At 62.1% G+C, this 19,902-nt stretch carries 22 protein-coding genes; 10 read left to right on the plus strand and 12 right to left on the minus strand.

What is annotated here, in order from left to right:
- Positions 1 to 292: 292 nt before the first annotated feature.
- Together NCG91_RS14480 and NCG91_RS14485 are read right to left on the minus strand one after the other, a co-directional pair.
- Positions 293 to 799, minus strand: coding sequence for a GNAT family N-acetyltransferase (locus NCG91_RS14480; protein ID WP_151097153.1), 507 nt, complete (start codon positions 797 to 799; stop codon positions 293 to 295).
- The gene (locus tag NCG91_RS14485) at positions 796 to 1,740 is read right to left on the minus strand and encodes a DMT family transporter (protein WP_251350183.1); all 945 of its coding nucleotides are present in this window, start codon (positions 1,738 to 1,740) and stop codon (positions 796 to 798) included. The genes NCG91_RS14480 and NCG91_RS14485 overlap by 4 nt, the downstream gene beginning before the upstream one ends.
- A gap of 182 nt (positions 1,741 to 1,922) precedes the next feature.
- On the opposite strand from NCG91_RS14485, the gene NCG91_RS28035 reads away from it, so the two are divergent.
- Positions 1,923 to 2,054: a hypothetical protein gene (locus tag NCG91_RS28035; RefSeq protein ID WP_257218848.1), complete on the plus strand. Its 132-nt coding sequence runs from the start codon at positions 1,923 to 1,925 to the stop codon at positions 2,052 to 2,054.
- A gap of 21 nt (positions 2,055 to 2,075) precedes the next feature.
- On the opposite strand, the gene NCG91_RS14490 is transcribed toward NCG91_RS28035, so the two are convergent.
- Together NCG91_RS14490 and NCG91_RS14495 are read right to left on the minus strand one after the other, a co-directional pair.
- Complete coding sequence (locus NCG91_RS14490) at positions 2,076 to 2,525, minus strand: outer membrane lipoprotein (RefSeq protein ID WP_034780449.1); 450 nt, start codon at positions 2,523 to 2,525, stop codon at positions 2,076 to 2,078.
- A gap of 136 nt (positions 2,526 to 2,661) precedes the next feature.
- Entirely contained in the window at positions 2,662 to 3,090 is a 429-nt protein-coding gene (locus NCG91_RS14495; RefSeq protein ID WP_099666421.1) for an Mpo1 family 2-hydroxy fatty acid dioxygenase, read from the minus strand.
- Positions 3,091 to 3,185: 95 nt separating this feature from the next.
- Between NCG91_RS14495 and NCG91_RS14500 the strand changes: the two genes are divergently transcribed.
- Positions 3,186 to 3,710 (plus strand): DNA-deoxyinosine glycosylase, encoded by a 525-nt coding sequence (locus NCG91_RS14500; protein WP_251350184.1) that lies wholly within the window; start codon positions 3,186 to 3,188, stop codon positions 3,708 to 3,710.
- Positions 3,711 to 3,741: 31 nt separating this feature from the next.
- Here the strand turns inward: NCG91_RS14500 and NCG91_RS14505 are convergent, their stop codons facing one another.
- Positions 3,742 to 4,950, minus strand: coding sequence for a hypothetical protein (locus NCG91_RS14505; protein WP_251350185.1), 1,209 nt, complete (start codon positions 4,948 to 4,950; stop codon positions 3,742 to 3,744).
- Positions 4,951 to 5,057: 107 nt separating this feature from the next.
- Positions 5,058 to 5,924 (minus strand): HDOD domain-containing protein, encoded by an 867-nt coding sequence (locus NCG91_RS14510; protein WP_099666424.1) that lies wholly within the window; start codon positions 5,922 to 5,924, stop codon positions 5,058 to 5,060.
- 290 nt (positions 5,925 to 6,214) lie between these two features.
- Between NCG91_RS14510 and NCG91_RS14515 the strand changes: the two genes are divergently transcribed.
- Complete coding sequence (locus NCG91_RS14515; protein WP_251350186.1) at positions 6,215 to 6,793, plus strand: DNA-3-methyladenine glycosylase; 579 nt, start codon at positions 6,215 to 6,217, stop codon at positions 6,791 to 6,793.
- On the opposite strand, the gene NCG91_RS14520 is transcribed toward NCG91_RS14515, so the two are convergent.
- The gene (locus NCG91_RS14520) at positions 6,790 to 8,496 is read right to left on the minus strand and encodes a methyl-accepting chemotaxis protein (RefSeq protein WP_251350187.1); all 1,707 of its coding nucleotides are present in this window, start codon (positions 8,494 to 8,496) and stop codon (positions 6,790 to 6,792) included. The two genes, NCG91_RS14515 and NCG91_RS14520, sit on opposite strands and share 4 nt — an antisense overlap.
- 68 nt (positions 8,497 to 8,564) lie before the next feature.
- The gene (locus NCG91_RS14525; RefSeq protein WP_099666427.1) at positions 8,565 to 9,023 is read right to left on the minus strand and encodes a cache domain-containing protein; all 459 of its coding nucleotides are present in this window, start codon (positions 9,021 to 9,023) and stop codon (positions 8,565 to 8,567) included.
- A gap of 74 nt (positions 9,024 to 9,097) precedes the next feature.
- On the opposite strand from NCG91_RS14525, the gene NCG91_RS14530 reads away from it, so the two are divergent.
- From NCG91_RS14530 to NCG91_RS14555, 6 genes are all read left to right on the plus strand, one after another.
- On the plus strand, positions 9,098 to 9,292 hold the full coding sequence (locus NCG91_RS14530; RefSeq protein WP_251350188.1) for a hypothetical protein: 195 nt from the start codon (positions 9,098 to 9,100) through the stop codon (positions 9,290 to 9,292).
- Between the two features lie 13 nt (positions 9,293 to 9,305).
- Positions 9,306 to 10,670 (plus strand): KamA family radical SAM protein, encoded by a 1,365-nt coding sequence (locus NCG91_RS14535; RefSeq protein WP_251350189.1) that lies wholly within the window; start codon positions 9,306 to 9,308, stop codon positions 10,668 to 10,670.
- Between the two features lie 2 nt (positions 10,671 to 10,672).
- On the plus strand, positions 10,673 to 12,013 hold the full coding sequence (locus NCG91_RS14540; protein ID WP_251350190.1) for an MFS transporter: 1,341 nt from the start codon (positions 10,673 to 10,675) through the stop codon (positions 12,011 to 12,013).
- On the plus strand, positions 11,958 to 12,806 hold the full coding sequence (locus NCG91_RS14545; protein WP_099666429.1) for a fumarylacetoacetate hydrolase family protein: 849 nt from the start codon (positions 11,958 to 11,960) through the stop codon (positions 12,804 to 12,806). The genes NCG91_RS14540 and NCG91_RS14545 overlap by 56 nt, the downstream gene beginning before the upstream one ends.
- Positions 12,806 to 13,372: a carboxymuconolactone decarboxylase family protein gene (locus NCG91_RS14550; protein WP_251350191.1), complete on the plus strand. Its 567-nt coding sequence runs from the start codon at positions 12,806 to 12,808 to the stop codon at positions 13,370 to 13,372. Before NCG91_RS14545 ends, NCG91_RS14550 begins: the two co-directional genes overlap by 1 nt.
- Before the next feature lie 95 nt (positions 13,373 to 13,467).
- Positions 13,468 to 15,027: a S1C family serine protease gene (locus NCG91_RS14555; protein ID WP_251350192.1), complete on the plus strand. Its 1,560-nt coding sequence runs from the start codon at positions 13,468 to 13,470 to the stop codon at positions 15,025 to 15,027.
- Positions 15,028 to 15,083: 56 nt separating this feature from the next.
- On the opposite strand, the gene NCG91_RS14560 is transcribed toward NCG91_RS14555, so the two are convergent.
- From NCG91_RS14560 to yjgA, 3 genes are all read right to left on the minus strand, one after another.
- Positions 15,084 to 15,752, minus strand: a complete 669-nt coding sequence (locus NCG91_RS14560) for an alpha/beta hydrolase (protein ID WP_251350193.1) — start codon at positions 15,750 to 15,752, stop codon at positions 15,084 to 15,086.
- Positions 15,749 to 16,381 (minus strand): molybdopterin adenylyltransferase, encoded by a 633-nt coding sequence (gene mog / locus NCG91_RS14565; RefSeq protein ID WP_099666433.1) that lies wholly within the window; start codon positions 16,379 to 16,381, stop codon positions 15,749 to 15,751. Before mog ends, NCG91_RS14560 begins: the two co-directional genes overlap by 4 nt.
- 90 nt (positions 16,382 to 16,471) lie before the next feature.
- Positions 16,472 to 17,071 (minus strand): ribosome biogenesis factor YjgA, encoded by a 600-nt coding sequence (yjgA, locus tag NCG91_RS14570; RefSeq protein ID WP_099666434.1) that lies wholly within the window; start codon positions 17,069 to 17,071, stop codon positions 16,472 to 16,474.
- Positions 17,072 to 17,163: 92 nt separating this feature from the next.
- Between yjgA and pmbA the strand changes: the two genes are divergently transcribed.
- A complete protein-coding gene (pmbA, locus tag NCG91_RS14575; protein ID WP_251350194.1) occupies positions 17,164 to 18,516 on the plus strand; it encodes a metalloprotease PmbA in 1,353 nt (450 codons plus the stop codon).
- A 46-nt stretch (positions 18,517 to 18,562) separates the two neighbouring features.
- On the opposite strand, the gene NCG91_RS14580 is transcribed toward pmbA, so the two are convergent.
- Positions 18,563 to 19,672, minus strand: a complete 1,110-nt coding sequence (locus NCG91_RS14580) for a cytochrome-c peroxidase (RefSeq protein WP_251350195.1) — start codon at positions 19,670 to 19,672, stop codon at positions 18,563 to 18,565.
- Between the last annotated feature and the right edge of the window lie 230 nt (positions 19,673 to 19,902).

Below are 19,902 nucleotides of genomic sequence, written 5' to 3' on the forward strand. Positions count from 1 at the left end.
TTAAGTCAAATGTAAGGCCCGGTAAGCAAATGTAAAGGTCTGCGCGGTGGCAAGCGGCAGCGTTTATATTGATAACCGTTGATTGCATTCTCCCCCTCCCACTTGACAATGGGTTCACCCCGCGGTGCCGCTAGCCCGCGGGGATTTTTTTGGAACTTACTGCGCGGCGCGCCTTGCGGCCTGCGATGCTCACTGTACCTCGCGTACAGTTCCGCTTCTCGGCCACAAATCGCATCCGCTCGCTACAGTTCCCCCTCCTCGCAGTTCCCCTTCCTTGCAGTTCCCGCTCCAATCAGGCCGGCTTTGGCGTACCCGCCGACAATTGCGTCAAGGCATCGCCAGCGACCCGGCAGATGCGCCAGTCCGGCATCACGTCCGCGCCCATGCCCTTGTAGAAATTGATCGCGTTTTCATTCCAGTCCAGCACCGACCATTCGAAGCGGCCGCAATCGCGTTCGACGGCCAGTTGCGCCAGCGCCACGAGCATTTGCTTGCCATAACCCTTGCCGCGCACCGATTGCTTCACATACAGGTCTTCCAGGTACAAGCCCTTGCGGCACAGGAAGGTGGAAAAGTTGTGGAAGAACAGGGCGAACGTCACCACCTCGCCATCTTCCTCGCCCACCAGCGCTTCGCACGCGGGATGGGCGCCGAACAGGCTGTCGTGCAGCATGGATTCCCTGGCGATCATCATGTGTTCGAGTTTTTCAAACACGGCCAGTTCATGGATCATGCCAAAGATGGCGGCCACGTCGGATGCGGTCGCGGGACGGATGGCGAGGGAGGAAGAGGTGCTCATGTTGCCTTTGTTGATGGAGTGGTGGAAATAGAGGAAACGGCAGCCGTCTTGCGCGCGCCCGACGTCAGGGCCCAGGCCACGCTGGACAGGCACAGCACCATGCCCGCCCATTCGATGGCGGCGGGCCGGTAGTGTTCGAACTGCACCGACAGCAGCACGGAAATGACGGGGGTGACGACGCCGATATACACGGTCTTTTGCGTGCCGATGCGGGCGATTAAGGTGAAATACGCGCTGAAGGCGATGACCGAGCCGAAGATGGCCAGGTACAACAATCCCATCCAGTAACTGGGGCGCGCGGGCAATTGCCAGGACTGGCCCGTGGCGACGGCCCAGGCGGCCACCATCAAGGTGCCCCACAGCATGGTCCAGGCCATGGTCAGCATCACGTTGCCGGAATGCTCGCGTACTTTCATGACGAGGGCGTTGCCCACCGTGCTGGACACGGTGGCCACCAGGGCCAGCATGAAGCCGAGCAGGAAATGGCCATTGCCGCCGCCCAGGATATCTTGCAGTGCCGCCCCGATGGACTGGTAAAACAGCAGCACGATGCCGCAGATGGCGACGAAGGCCGCGCAGCAGGTGCTCCAGGTGATGGGCGTGCCGAAGGCGATGCGGTTGAGCAATGGCGTCCAGAACACCATCAGCGCAAACAGCACGCTGACGAGGGCCGAGACGAGATATTGCTCGGAACTATACGTGCACACATAGCTGAGGGCAAACGAGGCCAGGCCCTGCAGCAGCATCCATTTCTGCACGCGCCAGGGCAGGCGCAAGCGGTCGCCGCGCAAGGCGCACCAGGCAAACAGGGTGGCGGACGCGAGGCCGAAGCGGTAGACCACGGAAACGGCGGGGGCGACATCGCCCAGCTGCAAGGTGATGGCCCAGAAGGTGGAGCCCCAGATCAGGCAGGCAATGATGAACAGGAGAGGAGAGGACATCGCGCAAGTATACGGGCATCGCGCGGGGATGGCGAGTCTTGGCCGGGCTTGCTCAAAGAGTGGTCAGGAGACAACGAGGCATTGAGCCAGCGCAGTGCTTCTGGAAAATGTTGAATTTATGAAAATATTTACTTTATTATCAAGTAAACATTTTCTGAATTGCATCTTTGAAGGGGACCGCCATGCCAGCCTCACTGCAGATCAAAGTATGGAGCGTGCTTGTATATGTCGTGGTGGCAACCTTGGTTGCCATCTGGCTGCATGAGGGCATGTCGCCCTCGGCCTTGCTGATGGCTGCCGGCGCATTCGGCTGAGCGCATGCGCCGGCAAGCAGATCAGTGGGTGACGCGGGTCTTGCGGCCATCGGACAGCAGGCGCACGCGTTCGCCCGGACGGAACAGTTCGTCCGCGTCTTGCACGATGGCACGCATGTCGCCATTGTCCAGGCGTACGGTGATTTCCAGGCCGGGTTTGTTGGAAGCGTTCGCTTCGATGCTTTTGCCCGCCATGCCGCCGGCGACGGCGCCCAGGATGCTGGCAGCGATGGCGCCCTTGCCGCCACCGACTGTCGAGCCGGCCACGCCGCCCAGCGCCGCGCCAGCCAGCACGCCCGTGCCCGTTTCACCCTTGTCGATGGTGACCTGGCGCACGGATTCAACCGTGCCCATGCGAACCGATTGTTCATTCTGCGCCTGGCGCGCGTTGTACACATTCGCCGAGTTCGGTTGTACGGCGCAGCCGGCCAGGGTGGCCAGCAATGCCACTGCAATAATTGGTGCTTTCATGTGGGACTCCCTTGGACAAAAGTTAGTTGCCGATTACATTGACCGACAGATGATGACTTATCATAAGGACACTTGCCTCATATAACTAGTTGCGAATAGTAAAAATCTGTTACGGCCCCGCGTGACCGCTTGCTGCTCAATACGCCAGCCGCAGGCGCCGATACAAAAATCCCAGCACGAACAGCGGTCCCACCAGCAAGAAGCGCAAGTCGTCCAGGAACGACGGTTTCTTGCCTTCGATCTGGTGGCCGATGAACTGGCCTATCCAGGCCAGCACGAACAGCGCCAGCGACACGGGCAGGACGGTCAGCGCCGGCATCAGCAGCAGCAGGCCCAGCATGGCGGCCAGCATGGCCAGCATGCCCGCCGCAAACGGGCGCGACAGCTTGTAGTAATAGTATAAAGCGAGAATACTGCCGAGCAGCGCCACGCTGGGATGCACGCTCCACAGCAGTCCCAGCAGGCTGAAAACGATCAGCGGCACGCACACGATGTGTACCCATTCATTGACGTGGTTGCGGTGGCTTTCGCCATACTGGGCCAGCAGGGTGTCGATGGTGCGCATGGGCGGTCTCTTGTGTAGGGATGGTTGTCCGGGAATTCTACACCGTCGCGTGGCCGGGTAAAATGGCCCTTCATTTCCCCCTCCGGACCGCTCATTTGAATAGCCCAGCCTTCTTGCCAGACACTGCCGCCGACCCGCGCAAGCGCTGTTTCGATCCCGTCGTCGACGCCGATACGCGCTTGCTGATACTGGGCAGCTTGCCCGGCGAAAAATCGCTGGCGCACAGCCAGTATTATGCGCATCCGCAAAACAAGTTCTGGCGGCTGCTGGGAGAGGTGCTGGGCGTGGACTTGACGAGCCAGCCCTATGAAGCGCGCTTGAGCACCTTGCTGGCGCATGGCGTGGGCCTGTGGGATGTGGTGGCGCAGGCGCAGCGCACGGGCAGTCTGGACAGCAATATCCGCGCCCGCGACGATAACGACTTGGTGGCCCTGGCCGCCAGCCTGCCGCAATTGCACACGATCGCCTTCAACGGCGGCACGGCCGCCAAGCTGGGCGTCAAGGTGCTGGGCGAGCACGCGCAGCGCTACCGCATCGTCAGCTTGCCGTCGAGCAGCCCCGCTTACACACTCGCGTATGGCGCCAAGTTGCTGCAATGGAAAACATTGCAGCCGTTGTAATGCGGGGACTCAGTTGATCAGTTTGCCGGCTTTATGCCGGCGCGTACGGCTGCGCTTCCAGCGGCTGTCCCTTGGCATCGAATTTCAGCGCCACTGACAAGTTGCTGACGCCGATGGTGGCCAGCGCGTCGCAGATGTCGTCGACTTCGTCCTGCAGGTCGGCGGCCAGGTCCAGCGGCTTGTCGGCGCTGTGCAGCAACTGGCCGTCTGCCGTGCTGACGTTGACGCGCAGCAGCATTTCGCCGTGTTCCTCGGCCGGGCCGACGACCACCGAGACGTCGCCCGCGTCCACGTTGTTTTCCGCCAATGCATGGTTGATGCCGGACATCATCTGCAGCATCGCATACTCGCTCATGCCTTGTTCCTTGCCGCCGTGGAACAGGTCCTGGTAGAGGAAGCTCACTTCCAGGGTGTTGCCGGCCGGCGCCAGGCAGCGCTTCACCAGATCGCCCACTTCCGTCGTCCACTGCTGGTAGCGGGCCATGCGCGCGTCGAACCAGGCGTCGAGCGCCGCTTCATCCTTCGGCTCCGCATAGAACGGGTCGTCCACGCGCTTGAGGGCAAAGCCCAGCAGGAAGCGCAGTTCGACGGCCGTGTCCTGCGGGCCGAAGGCCGTTTCGCTCCAGCCGACGATGCTGCTTTCCAGGCCCGGCGTGGCGACGATCTTCTTGTCCGTCATCGAAGAATACGCATCGCGCACCATTTCGTGCAGGTGGCTGTAGGTGATGCGGTCGATTTCATCGAGGTCGTAGGCGTGGCTCATCAGGACTACCTTGGCCTTGGCGCTTTCCAGTTCTGCCTGTTGGAAACTTTTCACCAGCGCTTCGAACGCGTCCTGGTCCTGGAAGCTGTCCGCTTCCTTCAGGCCGCCCGTGCTTTGCACCAGCAGGGGCACGACGAAGGCGTTGATTTCCATGGCCGGAGCATTTTCGCGGCGGATCACGGAAATGGACGCCGCTTCCTCGATATGGCTGCGCAGGTACTGATAGGCGCCCACGTCCTCGTATTTCGCCCGCTCGATGGCGTCGTACAGGATTTCATCCTTCTTTTGATTCAAGGCCTTGCGGATTAGGCGGCCGAACTCGACGGCTTGCTCGGCCAGTACCGTGCCCTGCGATTCGCTGTCTTCCTGCTCCGCCAGGTTGAGGGCCATCGTGCACAGCATGCGCGTGACGGATTCATCCTTGTCTTCAGGCGTGTTGGCGGATTTACGGGGGACAGGGCGCTTATTTTTGGGCATGGCGATCAACAGGTTAAGAAAGACGGGTCGGGCAAACGGAAACAGGCGCCAGGGCTTGTGCCAGGCGCCGGGACGGATCATACAGGCGGCCGCGGCCGCCTGATACCTCAATGGTCGGTATCGAACATCTCGTGCAGTTCGTCGAGCAGGTCGGCGGCTTCTTCCTGCGACAGGCCAAGATGCTGGCAAGCAAGTTCGCCGCCCTTGTCCCACTCCAGCGAGGTACTGTTGCCATGGTAGCGCTGAATGCCCTTTTCGGCCAGCAGCGACAGGGCGACGAGCGAGCGGATGGCGTCGTCCGTGGACGGGTCGGCCAGCACCGTGTAATCGTGGTGGTGCAAAATCGCCCACGAGACGTCGGAAGACAGGCCCCAGTTGCGCGCGAGCAAGCAGCCGATGGCCGCGTGGTTGGTCTGGTGGCGCGCGTCTTCCAGTGCTGTAAAACAATTGTGCGCATCGTTGGCGGCCGCCGCGTACGTGTTGACGTAGTCGGGAAAGCGGTTCATCAGCAGGGGCACGCCGATGTCGCAGAACAGGCCGAAGGTGTGGGCGATGTCGGGCGGGGCGATGCGCAGCTTGCGTGAGGTAAATACCAGGGCGCGCGCGCGCTTGGCCGACACATCCCAGAAGTTGGTCAGTTCCACGCCTTCCGCTTCCAGCGCCTGGCGTGCCAGCAAGCCCGTCATCATGGCGCTGCACTGGTTGATGCCGAGGAAATTGATGCCTTGCTCGACGGACTTGGCCTTGCGCGCGGCGCCATAGAACGGCGAATTGGCCAATTTCAGCAGGGCGCCCGACATGCCGACGTCGTCGGCGATGATGCGCGCGATGCGGCGCGGCGACGGGTCCTGTTCCGCCAGTTCGCGCTGCAAGTCGACCAGCAGGCTGGGACGCGGCGGGATACGGATGGAGCGCATCAAGGCGTCAACCGGATCTTCCTGCTCTATCTGCTTTTGCGCTGCCGCTCTCATCATCACGCTTTCATCATCATTTTTGTGCCCGGTGCTTATTCTGTTGCGCGCTGCCGCTGCCCGCCTCAGGGGCGTCTGGCGCAGTGCCCGACGATTATCGCTGTTTATGCATAGCAATAGTTCATATCTGCAATATATTCTGGAAAAAATCCCCGTTTTGGCCCGGTCCGGCCGTGATTTTCATCATTTTACGACCTTGCCCATCCCGGTATCCATGATGAAAAAACCAAGTTTTATTTGTTTTCAAGGCGGGGCCAGGCGTGCGGCCGGATGCGCGGCAGTACAATTGCCTGATGAAAAAAATCCTTGCGGGTATCGATTTCGCGGACGATTCCAGCAGCGTGGCGCGCCAGCTGATCGGCGTGACCGTGCTGGTCGACGGCGTGGGCGGGCGCATCGTGGAAACGGAAGCGTATGACCGGCTGGACCCCGCTTCGCACACGTATGGGGGCATGACGCCGCGCAATGCGGCCATGTTCGGCCCGCCCGGGCACGCCTATGTCTACCGCTCGTACGGCATCCACTGGTGCCTGAACTTTGTGTGCCGCGAAGCGGGGCATGGCGCGGGCGTGCTGATCCGCGCGATCGAACCCGTGGAGGGGCTCGATGCGATGCGCGAACGGCGCGGCGTCGAGGGGGAGCGGCTGCTGTGCTCGGGACCGGGCAAGGTGTGCCAGGCGCTGGGCGTGAGCCATCTGCACAACCGGCTGGCACTGGACGCGCCGCCGTTCCTGTTGCTGGCCCGCGAAGGCAATGTCACGGTGCAAACGGGGCCGCGCATCGGCATTTCCAAAGCGATGGACACGCCGTGGCGCTTCGTGCTGGCCGGCTCGCCCTATCTGAGTAAACCGCTGCGCGCGCCCGCCGTCTAGCTGCGCCGGCGCCGCGATGCATCGTTGGCGCCATGCCGGCCGGGCATGCCGCGCAGCGGGCTGTGCAATGCGCGCCGGTCCTTGCCTTCTCCGTTGGCGGGGCTGGCCGGATGCTGGAATGCTTCGTCTTCGGTGTGGCCAGCCGGTGAGGCGGGGCGCTCATCCAGAGTGAACACGGCCACGGCCGCCGACAATTTGACGGCCTGGTCTTGCAAACTGGCCGCCGCCGCTGCCGCCTGCTCCACCAGGGCCGCATTTTGCTGGGTGACGTCATCCATTTGCGTGACGGCCTGGTTCACTTCCGTGATGCCCGACGCCTGTTCCGCGCTGGCCTGTTTCACGCGCTGGATGATCTCATTGACTTGCTGCACCGAGGCCACGATGGCGCCCATGCTGTCGCCCGCTTGCTGCACGGCCACGCTGCCGCCATCGATGGTGGTGACGGACGTGGCGATCAGGGTCTTGATTTCCTTGGCGGCCTGCGCCGAGCGCTGCGCCAGGGTGCGCACTTCCGACGCCACCACGGCAAAGCCGCGGCCCTGTTCTCCCGCGCGCGCCGCTTCCACCGCCGCATTCAGCGCGAGGATATTGGTCTGGAAGGAAATGCCGTCGATCACGCCGATAATATCCACGATCTGGCGCGAATTGGCGCGTATCGTCGCCATCGTCGTCACGGCTTGCTGCATCGACACGCCCCCTTGCACGGCCAGGGTGGATGCCTGCCCCGCCAGCTCGCAGGCCAGCTGGGCGTTGTCGGCGTTGTCATTGACGGCTTGCGTCAGCGCTTCCATGGCGCTCGATGTTTCTTCCAGCGAACTGGCTTGCATTTCCGTGCGCGCCGACAGATCCAGGTTGCCGGTGGCAATTTCATGCGAGGCCGTGTCGATCGATTGCACGGCGCCCATGATGGTGCGCAAGGTCTGGTTCAAGTGGGCGATGGTCTGGTCCAGCACGCGCGAGGTGGCGGCGATTTCATCATTGCCCTGCTTGGGCGCGCCAGCCATCAGCTTGCCCTCCGCCAAGTCTTGCACGGCGTCGGCAATGCCGCGGATTTCCACCAGCATGGCGCGCCGCACCAGCATGGTCACCACGATGGAGACGAGGATGGAGAGCAGGACGGTCAGCAGCAAGCTCCAGCACAGGGTGCGAAACTCGGCGCTGGCCGTCGCATGGGCCTGGCTGCTGAGCGTCGTTTCCAGCGCGGACAGTTGCGCCAGCTGCGTATTGAACTGGCCGAATTGCGTTTCCGCCTTGAGCATGGAATTGGTGGCGATCGACTGGTCCATCTGCGCCATTTCCATGGTTTCCAGCACAGCCTTGCGATAGCCGGCCAGTGCCGTGATGGCCGCATCGACCAGGGTGAGTTCGGCGCCCGTGGCCGTGGCGCGCAGCGAGGCCAGCTGGGTGCCGATGGCCGCGTGGCGCGCCTTGATCTGTTGCTCCAGTGTATCGAGGCGGGCCTTGGCGAAGCTGCCATTCGTCCACGACAGCAACTGGTACATATTGCCGTGCACATGCTTGGCGTCCCCTAGTACGTCGGCGGCTGCCTTCAGGTGCGTGATGCGTACCCGCACCATGTTTTCCAGCGAGGCATTTTGCCGCACCATGCCATACCAGGCGCCGGTCGAGCTGAGTATCAGCAACAGCAAGACCAGGGTGGGCGCCAGCAATAATTTTGGCCCTATGCGTAATTGATTGAGCATGCTCGACTCCTGGCGATGGCTGTTCAAACCGCAGGCGGCGCGCGGTGTGCGTGCGCGCCGCCCTTGCCCTATTTTTTGTAGATCCCCGCTTCCAGCACCACATCGTTGACGCGCAGGATGTAGGTGGTCTTCGGTTCGATCTTGCCGGTGGTGGGATTCTTGTACTGATAGTCGACCCAGCCCTTGCCCTGTTTTTGCGCCAGCTCAATGATTTCACGGCGATATTTCTTGCCATTCGCATCGGGCACATCCGTCAAATCCTTGCCGACGATGGAAGGATTGATGGGGTGGGCCAACACGATGCCCGTCTTGATGTCGCGCATGTCCACATACAGCGAGCCCTGCACGAAGTCCGGGTCTTTCGCCGTGATTTTCTTCATCATTTCTTCCTTGCCATGCGCCTTCATGAAGGCGGCGCCCCGTTCGGCCATGGCGATGGCGTCTTTTTCCGTTGGTTCGACCGCGGCGCTGACGTTGCCACCGGCAAATGCCAGGCACAGCAGGCTACCCGTGAATAAGCGTTTCATGAAAGCTCCTTGTGATATCGAGGGATATGTTGCCAAGTCGTAATTTACGTCGCCGGCGCTTCCCGCAAATTGCGATGGCACAAACTAAGGTGTTGCTTGTCGGTAGCTTGCAACGTATCGACGGCTTGTTGATATGTAACAATTTGGTTCCGAGCGGCAAGAACTATGATGACTTTCACAGCATGCCAAGCGGGCAAGGCATGGCAGAGGAAGAGGCTGGAATTGGCCGGGATAGGGCTGGTTTCAAGGAAGTTATCGCTGTTTACTAGCAAGGAGCCGATCGTGTCCGCACCCATTACCGAGCCGTTTTCACCCAAGTTCAAGCCGTATACGCGGCACACCATACAACAGGCGCGGCAGTGGGAATGGCTGCCGGAAGAGCAGCGCGAAGCCGTGCAAGTGGTCTCGCACGTCTTGCCGTTTCGCACCAATGCCTATGTGCTCGATCAATTGATCGACTGGAACAACATCCCCGACGACCCTATCTATCGCCTCGTCTTTCCCCACCGCGACATGCTGGCGCCCGAGCAGTACGCGCACCTGCGCGAGCTGGTGCTGGTGCAGAAGGACAAGGCCGCTATCGATGCCTATGTGCATGGCTTGCGCCTGGGCATGAATCCCCATCCGGCCGGCCAGATGACGCACAACGTGCCCCGGGTCAACGATGCGCCCGTGCGCGGCTTGCAGCATAAATATGCGCAAACGGTGCTGTTTTTCCCCAGCGCAGGACAGACGTGCCACGCGTATTGCACCTTCTGTTTCCGCTGGCCCCAGTTCGTCGGCATGGACGACATGAAGTTCGATGCGCATGAGTCGCATGAGCTCGTCGCCTACCTGAAACTGCATCCGGAAGTGACGGACGTGCTGATCACGGGCGGCGACCCGATGATCATGAATACGCGGCAACTGGCTGCCTACCTGGAACCGTTGCTGGCGCCGGGCCTGGAACATATCCAGAACATCCGCATCGGCACCAAGGCGGTGGCGTATTGGCCGCAGCGCTTTGTCTCGGACCGCGATGCGGACGACTTGATGCGCCTGTTCGAGCGCATCGTCAAGGCGGGCAAGAACCTGGCCGTGATGGGCCATTACAGCCATGCCGTCGAGTTGCGCCAGGACATCGCCCAGCAAGCGGTGAAGCGCATCATTTCCACGGGCGCTACCTTGCGCATGCAGGGGCCGCTGATCCGCCACATCAACGAAGACCCCGCTAGCTGGGCCGAGCTGTGGCAGACGGGCACGCGCCTGGGGGCGATTCCGTATTACATGTTTGTCGAACGGGACACGGGCCCGCGCAGCTATTTCGAGTTGCCCCTGGCGAAGGCGCACGAGATTTTCCAGGCCGCCTACCAGATGGTGTCCGGCCTGTCGCGCACGGTGCGCGGGCCTTCCATGAGCGCGTTTCCCGGCAAGATCGTCATCGATGGCATCGTCACCATCCATGGCGAAAAACTGTTTGCCCTGCAATTTTTGCAGGCGCGCAACCCGGACTGGGTGCGCCGGCCGTTTTATGCCAAGTTCGATGCGGAAGCGACGTGGATGGACGATTTGAAGCCGGCCTTTGGCCAGGACAAGTTTTTCTTTGAAACGGATGACCCGGTGCCGCAGGTGCCGCATAAAATCATCCGCCTGGCACAGGCCGCCTGAGCATGCACGGCCACGGCGCGCCTGCCCGCTCCGGCGCGGCCGTGTTTTGCCTGGTGTTCCTGCCGTTCGCGCTCGGTCATTACCTGTCCTGTCTGCTGCGCGGCGTGAATGCCGTGCTGACGGCCGAATTGCTGGGCGCCATCGCCCTGACGCCGACCCAGCTGGGTCTGCTGACCAGCGCCTTTTTTCTCGCCTTTGCGCTGGTGCAATTGCCGGTCGGCATGGCGCTCGACCGCTACGGCCCCCGCACGGTGCAACTGTGGCTGCTGGCGCTGGCGGCCCTGGGCGTGTGGCTGTTCAGCCGGGGCCACAGCTTTGCCGGACTGATGTGGGCACGCGCCTTGATGGGGGCGGGCCTGGGCGGCTGTTTCATGGCTGCCGTGAAAGCGATCTCGTGCGCCATCGCGCCAGCTCGCCTGCCTTCCGTGCATGGCTACCTGATCGCCGTGGGCGGCCTGGGGGCGGCCACGGCCACCATGCCCGTCAAGCTGGCCCTGCATTACACGGATTGGCGCGGCGTGTTCCTGGGCCTGGCGCTGGCGGCGCTGGCCATCGGCTTGCTGATCCGCCTGCTGTCGCCGGCCCTGCCTGCGCCCGCCGCCGCGAGGAACAAGGTCAGCGTCTGGAGCGTGTATCGCGACAGGGCCTTTCGCCGCACCATCGCGCTGATCCTGCTGCCGCACACGGTGTTCTTTGGCGTGCAGGGATTGTGGGTGGGGCGCTGGCTGGCCGACGTGGGCGGCTTGTCCGACGACAATGTCGCGTACTTGTTGTACCTGGGCATGGCGGCCGTCATCTTTGGCGCCATCGGCATGGGCATGCTGACGGAATGGGCGGCGCGGCGCGGTATTGCACCCATGCAAGTGGCGGGCGTGGGCATCGTCCTGTTTGTCGCCGTGCAAGTGGCGATGGCGTGCAATGTGGTGCCCAGCCTGCCTTTGCTGTCCGTGCTGTTTACCCTGCTGGGCACGGTGACGGGCCTCGAGTATGCGATCGTTGCGCAAAGCATGCCGGCCAGCTTGACGGGCAGGGCGGCCACCTGTTTGAATTTGCTCATTTTCACGGGCGCCTTCCTGGTGCAGGCGGGCTTTGGCCTGATCCTCGGCTGCTGGCCCCTGAACAGCCAGCAGCAGTATCCGCCGCAGGCGTACCAGGCGGCGTTTGGCGTGCTGGCGGCCTTGCAATTGCCGGGACTTGCGATGTTTTTCATTCACCGCTGCAGGCGTGCCGGGCCATCCGGTAAAATGGCAGCCTGCACAGCGGCAATGATCAACTCCAAGGAAGACTATGAAACTCGTTCGTTATGGACGTCCAGGCAAGGAAAAACCGGGCCTGATCGATGAAGAAGGCAAACTGCGCGACCTGTCCGGCGTGATTGCCGATATTGATGGCGCGCAACTGTCCGACAAGGCCCTGCGCAAGCTGGCCAAGCTGGACGAAAAGACCTTGCCTTTGGTGCGCGGCAATCCACGCTTCGGCGTGCCGCTGGCGAAAGTCGGCAAGTTCATCGGCATCGGCCTGAATTACGCGGATCACGCGGCCGAGGCCGGCATGCCGATCCCGGCCGAACCCATCGTCTTCATGAAGGCCATCACTTGCCTGAATGGCCCGGACGACAATGTCGTGTTGCCGAAAGGCTCGAAAAAGACGGATTGGGAAGTGGAGCTGGGCGTGATCATCGGCACGCGCGCGCAATACGTGAGCGAAGAGGACGCCCTGAAATACGTGGCCGGCTATTGCGTCGTCAACGACATTTCCGAGCGCTCGTTCCAGCTGGAACGGGGCGGCCAGTGGGACAAGGGCAAGGGTTGCGACACCTTCGGCCCCGTCGGCCCATGGCTGGTGACGCGCGATGAAGTCATCGACGAGCAGGACCTGGACCTGTACCTGGAAGTCAACGGCAAGCGCATGCAGACCGGCAATACGCAAACCATGATCTTCACGGTGGCGCAGATCGTCAGCTACCTGTCGCAATTCATGACCCTGGAACCGGGCGACGTCATCGCCACGGGCACGCCGCCGGGTGTGGGCCAGGGCCGCAAGCCGCAGCGTTTCCTCAAAAAAGGCGACAGCATGCGCCTGGGTATCGCCGGCCTCGGTGAACAGCAGCAGGACGTGGTCGCCTGGACAGCCTGATGGCCGGTAGCGATATCGACCGTTTGCCGCCGTTGCCGCTGGACCAGCTCGATGTCCAGCAGCGCGCGGCCGCGCAAGCCATCATCGACGGTCCGCGCGGGGCGCTGTACGGCCCCTTCGTGCCGCTGATCCGCAGCCCCGAGCTGATGGAAACGGCGCAGCGCATGGGGGCATACTTGCGCTACCGCAGCGCCATCGGCACGCGGCTGTCGGAACTGGCGATCCTGGTGACGGCGCGCCAGTGGGACCAGCAAGTCGAGTGGGCCATCCACGCGCCGCTGGCCGTGCAGAACGGCATTGCGCAAGCGGCCGTGGATGCCATCGCTGCGCGGCGCGTACCGCTGGCCCTGAAAGAAGATGAGCAAGCCGTGCACGACTTTTGCATCGAGTTGCAGCAGAACAAGCGCGTCAGCGATGCCACGTATGCGCGGGCGCTGGCGCTGTTCGGCGAGCACGGCGTGGTCGACTTGATGGGTATCAATGGCTACTACACCTTCCTGGCCATGGTGATGAATGGCGCGCAGACGGCGGTGCCGGCCTTGGGTGTGCCGCCCATGCCCGCCTGATGACAGGTGTTTTTCGGGCAAAGATGGACAAAGTGTAATGAAGTTGAAATTATTCAATATATAATTTTACTTCCCTGCCATTGCCAACAAGCTCAATGAAAACTCGTCCGTGCTTCACCCTGATGGGCCGCGCCTTCCTGGCGCTGGCCCTTTCTTTTTGCCCCTTGATGACGGTGCGCGCGCTTGCCGCCGAGACCGCTGCCACCGCCAGCCCCGGCGCTTCCGCCCTGGAAAATTCCGTCGTCAAGGTGTTTTCCACCCTGCGCGGGCCGGATCCGTACAAGCCTTGGAGCAAGGCTGCGCCGCAAGAGGTGACGGGTTCCGGCGTCGTCATCGAAGGCCGCCGCATCCTCACCAATGCGCATGTGGTCGGCTATGCCAGCCAGGTGCAGATCCAGGCGAATGGCGCCGGCGACAAGATACCGGCGACCGTGCTGGCCATCTCGCGCGGCATGGACCTGGCCTTGCTGAAAATCGACGACGACAGTTTTTTTGCCAGCCATAAAGCGGTGCCGCGCGCCAATGTCTTGCCGGACGTGCGCGATGCCGTGCTGGCGTATGGCTATCCGACGGGCGGCACCTCGCTGTCGATCACCAAGGGCATCGTTTCGCGCATCGAATTCGTGCGCTACAACTTCCCCGTGTCCGGCCTGCGCATCCAGATCGATGCGGCCATCAATCCGGGCAATAGCGGCGGCCCCGTGATTGCGGGCGACAAGATGATCGGCCTGGCCTTTGCCGGCATGGCCAATGCGCAAAACATCGGCTACATCATCCCTAACGAGGAAATCGAACTGTTCCTGCGCGACCAGGACAGTGGCGCGCCCAAGGGCAAGCCGGCCATGCGCGACGTGACGCAAACGCTGGAAAATCCCGCGCTGCGCACGTATCTGAAGCTGGCCAAGGGTGTCGAAGGCGCCGTCGTGATGACGCCGGCCAGCAAGGATGCCGCCTATCCGCTCAAGGAGTGGGATGTCATCACGCATATCGGCGATTTTCCCATCGACAACCAGGGCATGGTCAAGCTGAATGCCAACAGCCGCGTGCGCTTCCAGTACCGGGTACAGCAGCTGGCGAAAGACGGCCAGTTGCCGTTGACGGTGGTGCGCCAGGGCGCTCCCCTGAAAATCAAGGTGCCCGTCTCGGCGGCGCACCCGATGCTCATCAGCGGCTTGCAGGGCAATTACCCATCCTATTTCATCTTCGGTCCGATGGTGTTTTCGCGCGCCAGCACGGAATTCATGGCGGCGCCGAATGGCAACCCAACGATATTGGGCGGCATGGCGTTTGCCGGCAATCCGCTGGCTACGCGGCGCGGCGATGCGCCCGACATCGAACGCGAGGAACTGGTGGTGATCGCCGCGCCGTTCTTCCCGCACAAGCTGATGAATGGCTACAGTACCCGTTTCTTCTCGGTCGTCGATTCCGTCAATGGCGTGCGCGTGCGCAGCCTGGCGCACCTGGTGGCCTTGCTGCGCGACCAGACGGATGAATTGCTGACGTTCCGCTTCCAGCAGCGCGATGCGGAAATGGTCGTCGTGCCCCGCAAGGACATGCTGGCAGCGACGGAATCGGTGCTGACGGATAACGGCATCCGCTCGGAAGCGTCGCCCGATATGTTGAAAATCTGGAATGAAAAAACGCCGGTAAACTGATCGTTCCCGGCGTTCCGCAAGACAACAGGCGCGGCGCAGACCGCGCCTGTTTTACTTTAAGCCAATACTTTCTTTAGCCATGCGCCGATGGCGTCGATTTCTTCCTGGCACAGCGAGTGCTGCATCATGTACTCGTGCCATTCCACCTTGTAACCCATGCCGGTGAGCAAGTCGCGCGACTGTTGCGCGCGGCCGATCTGCACCACGGGGTCGGCCGTGCCGTGCGCCATGAAGATCGGCGTCTGCAGGCTGGCCGGCGTGCGTTCCAGAGCCGTCTTGTCGGCCAGCGGCAGATAGCCGGACAGGCACATCAGGCCGGCCAGCGGTTCCGCATGGCGCAAGCCCGTTTGCAAGGTCATGGCGCAGCCTTGCGAGAAGCCGGCCAGGATGATGCGGCTGGCGGGAATGCCGCGCGCCTTTTCGCGCGCGATCAGCGCTTCGATCTGCAGCTGCGAGGCGCGCAAGCCGCCCTCGTCTTCGCGGCGCACGAGGTCGCTCACGAGGATGTCGTACCAGGCGCGCATCACATAGCCGTTGTTGATGGTGACGGGCATGGTGCCGGCGCTGGGGAAGATGAAGCGGATGGCGGGGCAGCCGCGCAAATCGAGTTCTTTCACCAGGGGAACGAAGTCGTTGCCGTCGGCGCCCAGGCCATGCATCCAGATGATGGAGACGGTGGGGTTCGGTGCGCTGTCGAGTTCGATGGTTTCCAGCAAAGTGCTCATGTATTTTCCTCTGGTAATGGTTGCGCCGGACGCAGCGCCGATTTGGGACGGAAGGCCTTGCAGATGGCCGGGTCGGTTTCCATGTAGGGGCCTCCGATGAGGTCGATGCAATAGGGCACGGCGGCAAAGATGCCGTTTACCAATTGATTTCCATCAACATCCTTCAAGCCTTCCAGGGTTTCCTTGATGGCTTTCGGCTGGCCCGGCAAGTTCATGATCAGGGCGGCGCGCTCGGGCGTCTCGCGGATCACGGCTACCTGGCGCGACAAAATGGCCGTCGGCACGAACTGCAGGCTGATCTGGCGCATCTGCTCGCCGAAACCGGGCATTTCCTTGGTCCCGACGGACAAGGTGGCGTCCGGCGTCACGTCGCGCCGCGCCGGACCCGTGCCGCCCGTCGTCAGGATCAGATGGCAGTGGCTCAGGTCGACCATGTCGATCAGGGTGTTTTCAATTTGCGAGCGCTCGTCCGGGATCAGGCGTTTTTCCAGGCGGAAAGGCGTGCGGATGGCGGCGGACAGCCAGCTTTCCAGGGCGGGGATGCCCAGGTCTTCATACACGCCGCCGCTGGCGCGGTCCGAGATCGACACGAGGCCGATAATCAATTCGTCTTCGAGAGTGGTGGACATCGGTCACCTATAAAAGTTTGGAGTGTCTTAAAAACAATAAAACCGGGATTATCCCGGTTTTTTGTCCATCCTTGCGTTTGGGACGGTCAATTACTCGTCGTCTTCCGCTTCTGCGTCATCTTCGTCGGCATCTTTCTTGCCGCCATTTTGCTTCTTGGCGATCTCTTTCAAGATCTGGAAGATTTCACGGTAGGCCTTCGGCGGCTTGTTCTCGGCTTGCTCCTTGCGGGCATTGCGGATCAGGGTGCGCAGGTGCTGCACGTCCAGTTCCGGATTTTCCGACAGCAAGACGGTCAGGGCCTTGTCGTCCGTCAAGAGTTTGTCGCGGCGGCGTTCCATCGCGTGCATATTGGCCGTGTCGGCTTTCGACAAGCCTTTCCAGCTATCGATGGTGCGTTGGATGGCGGCAACTTCGTCTTCATCCAGGGTGCGCATCTTCTTGCCCACGTATTGCAGCTGGCGGCGGCGGCCTTCGTGATCCTTGATTTGCTGGCATTCGAGAATGGCGTCGCGCACGTCTTCCGGCATCGGGACGCGCTTGACGCGGTCGCGGGCCTCATTGACGAGTTCTTCGCCCAGCTTTTGCAGGACGGTCATCTGGCGCTTGAGTTCCGACTTCGAAGGACGTTCATATTCCTGTTCGAATTCGGTGGATTGGAAGCCGCAAGCTCCCCGGTTTGGATTTGGCATGATAAGGCGGGATTGGCCGCGTAGGCCGCACCTGTAAACTGTAAACGACTGCTATGATAACCTTTTTAGCGGCTTTCCGAAGAAAACAGCGCATGAACGACTCCGTATTTACCCATAGTCAAGAGCAATTGCAGCAACTGGCCCGTGATGTGTTGTCTTTTGCGCGGGAAGCGGGCGGCACCGACGCAGCCGTCGAAGTCAGCGAAGGCGGCGGCTTGTCCGTTTCTGTACGAAAAGGCAAGATCGAGACGATCGAGCAAAACAAGGACAAGGGCATGGGCGTGACCGTGTTTGTCGGCAAGAAGCGCGGCAATGCCAGCACCTCCGATTTCTCGCCGTCCGCCCTGCGCGCCACGGTGGACGCGGCCTACAACATCGCCCGCTTCACGGCCGAGGACGATTGCGCGGGCCTGGCCGACACGGACATGCTGGAAATGTCGCCCCGCGACTTGCAATTGTTCTATCCCTGGCTCATTTCCACCGAGGAAGCCGTCGCCCTGGCCCAGCGGGCCGAAGCGGCCGCGTTTGCCGTCGACCCGCGCATCACGAACAGCGAGGGGGCCAGCGTGCACGTGCAGCAATCGCACTTTGTTTCCGCCAATTCGCGCGGCTTCATCGGCGGCTACCCGTTTTCGCGCCACACCCTGTCCGTGGCGCCCATCGCCGGCAAAGGGGCGAAGATGCAGCGCGACGATTGGTATTCGTCCGTGCGCGACGCCTCTAAAATGTCGAGCCCGGAAGCCATCGGGCGCTATGCCGCCGAGCGCGCCCTGTCGCGCCTGAACGCGCGCAAACTGGGCACGCGCACTTGTCCCGTGCTGTTCGAGGCACCGCTGGCGGCCGGTTTGCTGGGTACCTATGTGCAAGCGACCTCGGGCGGCGCCCTGTACCGCAAATCCACTTTCCTGAACGATTCCCTGGGCACGCAAGTGCTGCCGTCGCACGTGCAGATCTTCGAAGACCCGCACGTGATCGGCGGCGTCGGTTCGGCGCCGTTCGACGAAGAGGGCGTGAAAACCGTCAGCCGCGACGTCGTCAAGGATGGCGTGGTGCAAGGCTATTTCCTGTCGACCTACACGGCCCGCAAGCTGGGCATGCCGACGACGGGCAACGCGGGCGGTTCGCACAATCTGTATCTGACCTCGAACCTGACGGCCGCCAGCGACGATTTTAGTGCCATGCTGAAAAAGCTGGGCACGGGCTTGCTGGTGACGGAGCTGATGGGACAAGGAACCAATTACGTGACGGGCGACTATTCGCGCGGCGCATCCGGTTTCTGGGTGGAAAATGGCGTGATCCAGTATCCGGTGGAAGAAATCACCATCGCCGGCAACATGAAGGACATGCTGCGCAACATCGTTGCCGTGGGCGCCGACGAACTGCGCCGCGGCACCAAACAGACGGGTTCCATCCTCATCGAGAGCATGGTGGTGGCGGGCGGCTGAGCGCCTGCATGGCAAGCGCGACAACGCCGGGCGGGCGCGCCACGCTTTACTGCTGGACTTGATAGCCATCCGTCAGGGTGGCCAGGAACTTCACCATATCCTCGATCTCGCCCGCCGTCAGCGCCGGCGCCATGCCGCGCTTGCGGTCGAACGGCGCTTCCTTGACGTTCACGTTGGCGCGGTATCTGGCGGGTATGTCATTGAATTTCTGCACTTTTCCCCGTTTGTCGCGCGGATACCATTCTTGCGGATGCGTATCGCGCCGCACATAAAAACGCAGGGCCTCCGTCAGGTTGTCGAACACACCGTTATGAAAAAACACTTGGCGTGTGGCTACATTGCGCAGGCTGGGCACCTTGAAGGCGCCGCATAGCTCGCCTTTCGCCGCCAGGTCCGTACGGTCGGGACCGCACAAGCCCAGGTCGAAATAGGCCGGGTCGGCCGTGGCGGGAATGCGCATATTGCGCGGCACGCCCAGATTGTCGAAACTGAAGTCCGTGAACAGGGGCGGCGCGCCATGTTCGCCCCGCACGCTGGGGTGGCAAGCGGCGCAATTGCCCTTGCGTTCATCGTTGAACAGGGCCAGGCCCCGCAATTCGGCCAGCTCCAGGGGAACCTTGTTGGCCAGGTAGAGGTCATATTTGGAATCGTAGCGGTGAAAATCCAGCTCTTCCTGCTGGAATTGCTGCAAGGCATACGTGATGCGGCTGAATGCCTGTTGTGGTTGCGCAAAGATGGCGTCGCCAAAGACGCGCCGGAATGCGTCCGCATAGTTGCCGTTGCGCAACCGTTCCACCACCGCATCCGTGCTGGCATTGGCCATTTCGTGTGCTGCCAGGAACGGCCGTTCCGCCTGTTCTGCCAGGCTGGCGGCGCGGCCGTCGCGGTTGATGCCGCCGTTGGGTGCGCCTTCCTCATCAAAGCGGAAGGGCGGATTGTGGTCCAGGTAGCGCAGCGATGGCGTGGCGCGGTAGCCGTGCGCCTGGCCATCGGCGCCGCCCAGTTGCACGGCCAGCTTGTTGCCGGGCGCATAGGCGTGGGCCGGGTCATGGCAGCTGGCGCACGACTGCCTGCCCGAGGCGGACAGGCTGGCATCGTGGAAGATGCGCCGCCCCAGCTGCGCGGCAGGGCTGAGTTCGGCTGCCGTGCCTGGCATGCCGTACAAGCCAAGAAACAAGAATATGCACACGTGTGCAAGTCGGGTCGGTGAATATCGCGCCTCGGCGCGTGGCTGGTCTTTGATGGTCATATGCGGGATGGTTGTCGGCAAGGGAGAGACAGGCAATGCTGCGCCCAGTATAGGCAGCAATGGCTGGCGTGGCAACGATTAGCGATGCTGCGCTGCGCAAGACGGGGAGCGGAAAACAGCCGGCGGCAGAGTAAGCG

Origin of the sequence: Janthinobacterium kumbetense (assembly GCF_023703445.1) — a bacterium.
GTDB lineage: Bacteria > Pseudomonadota > Gammaproteobacteria > Burkholderiales > Burkholderiaceae_D > Janthinobacterium > Janthinobacterium kumbetense.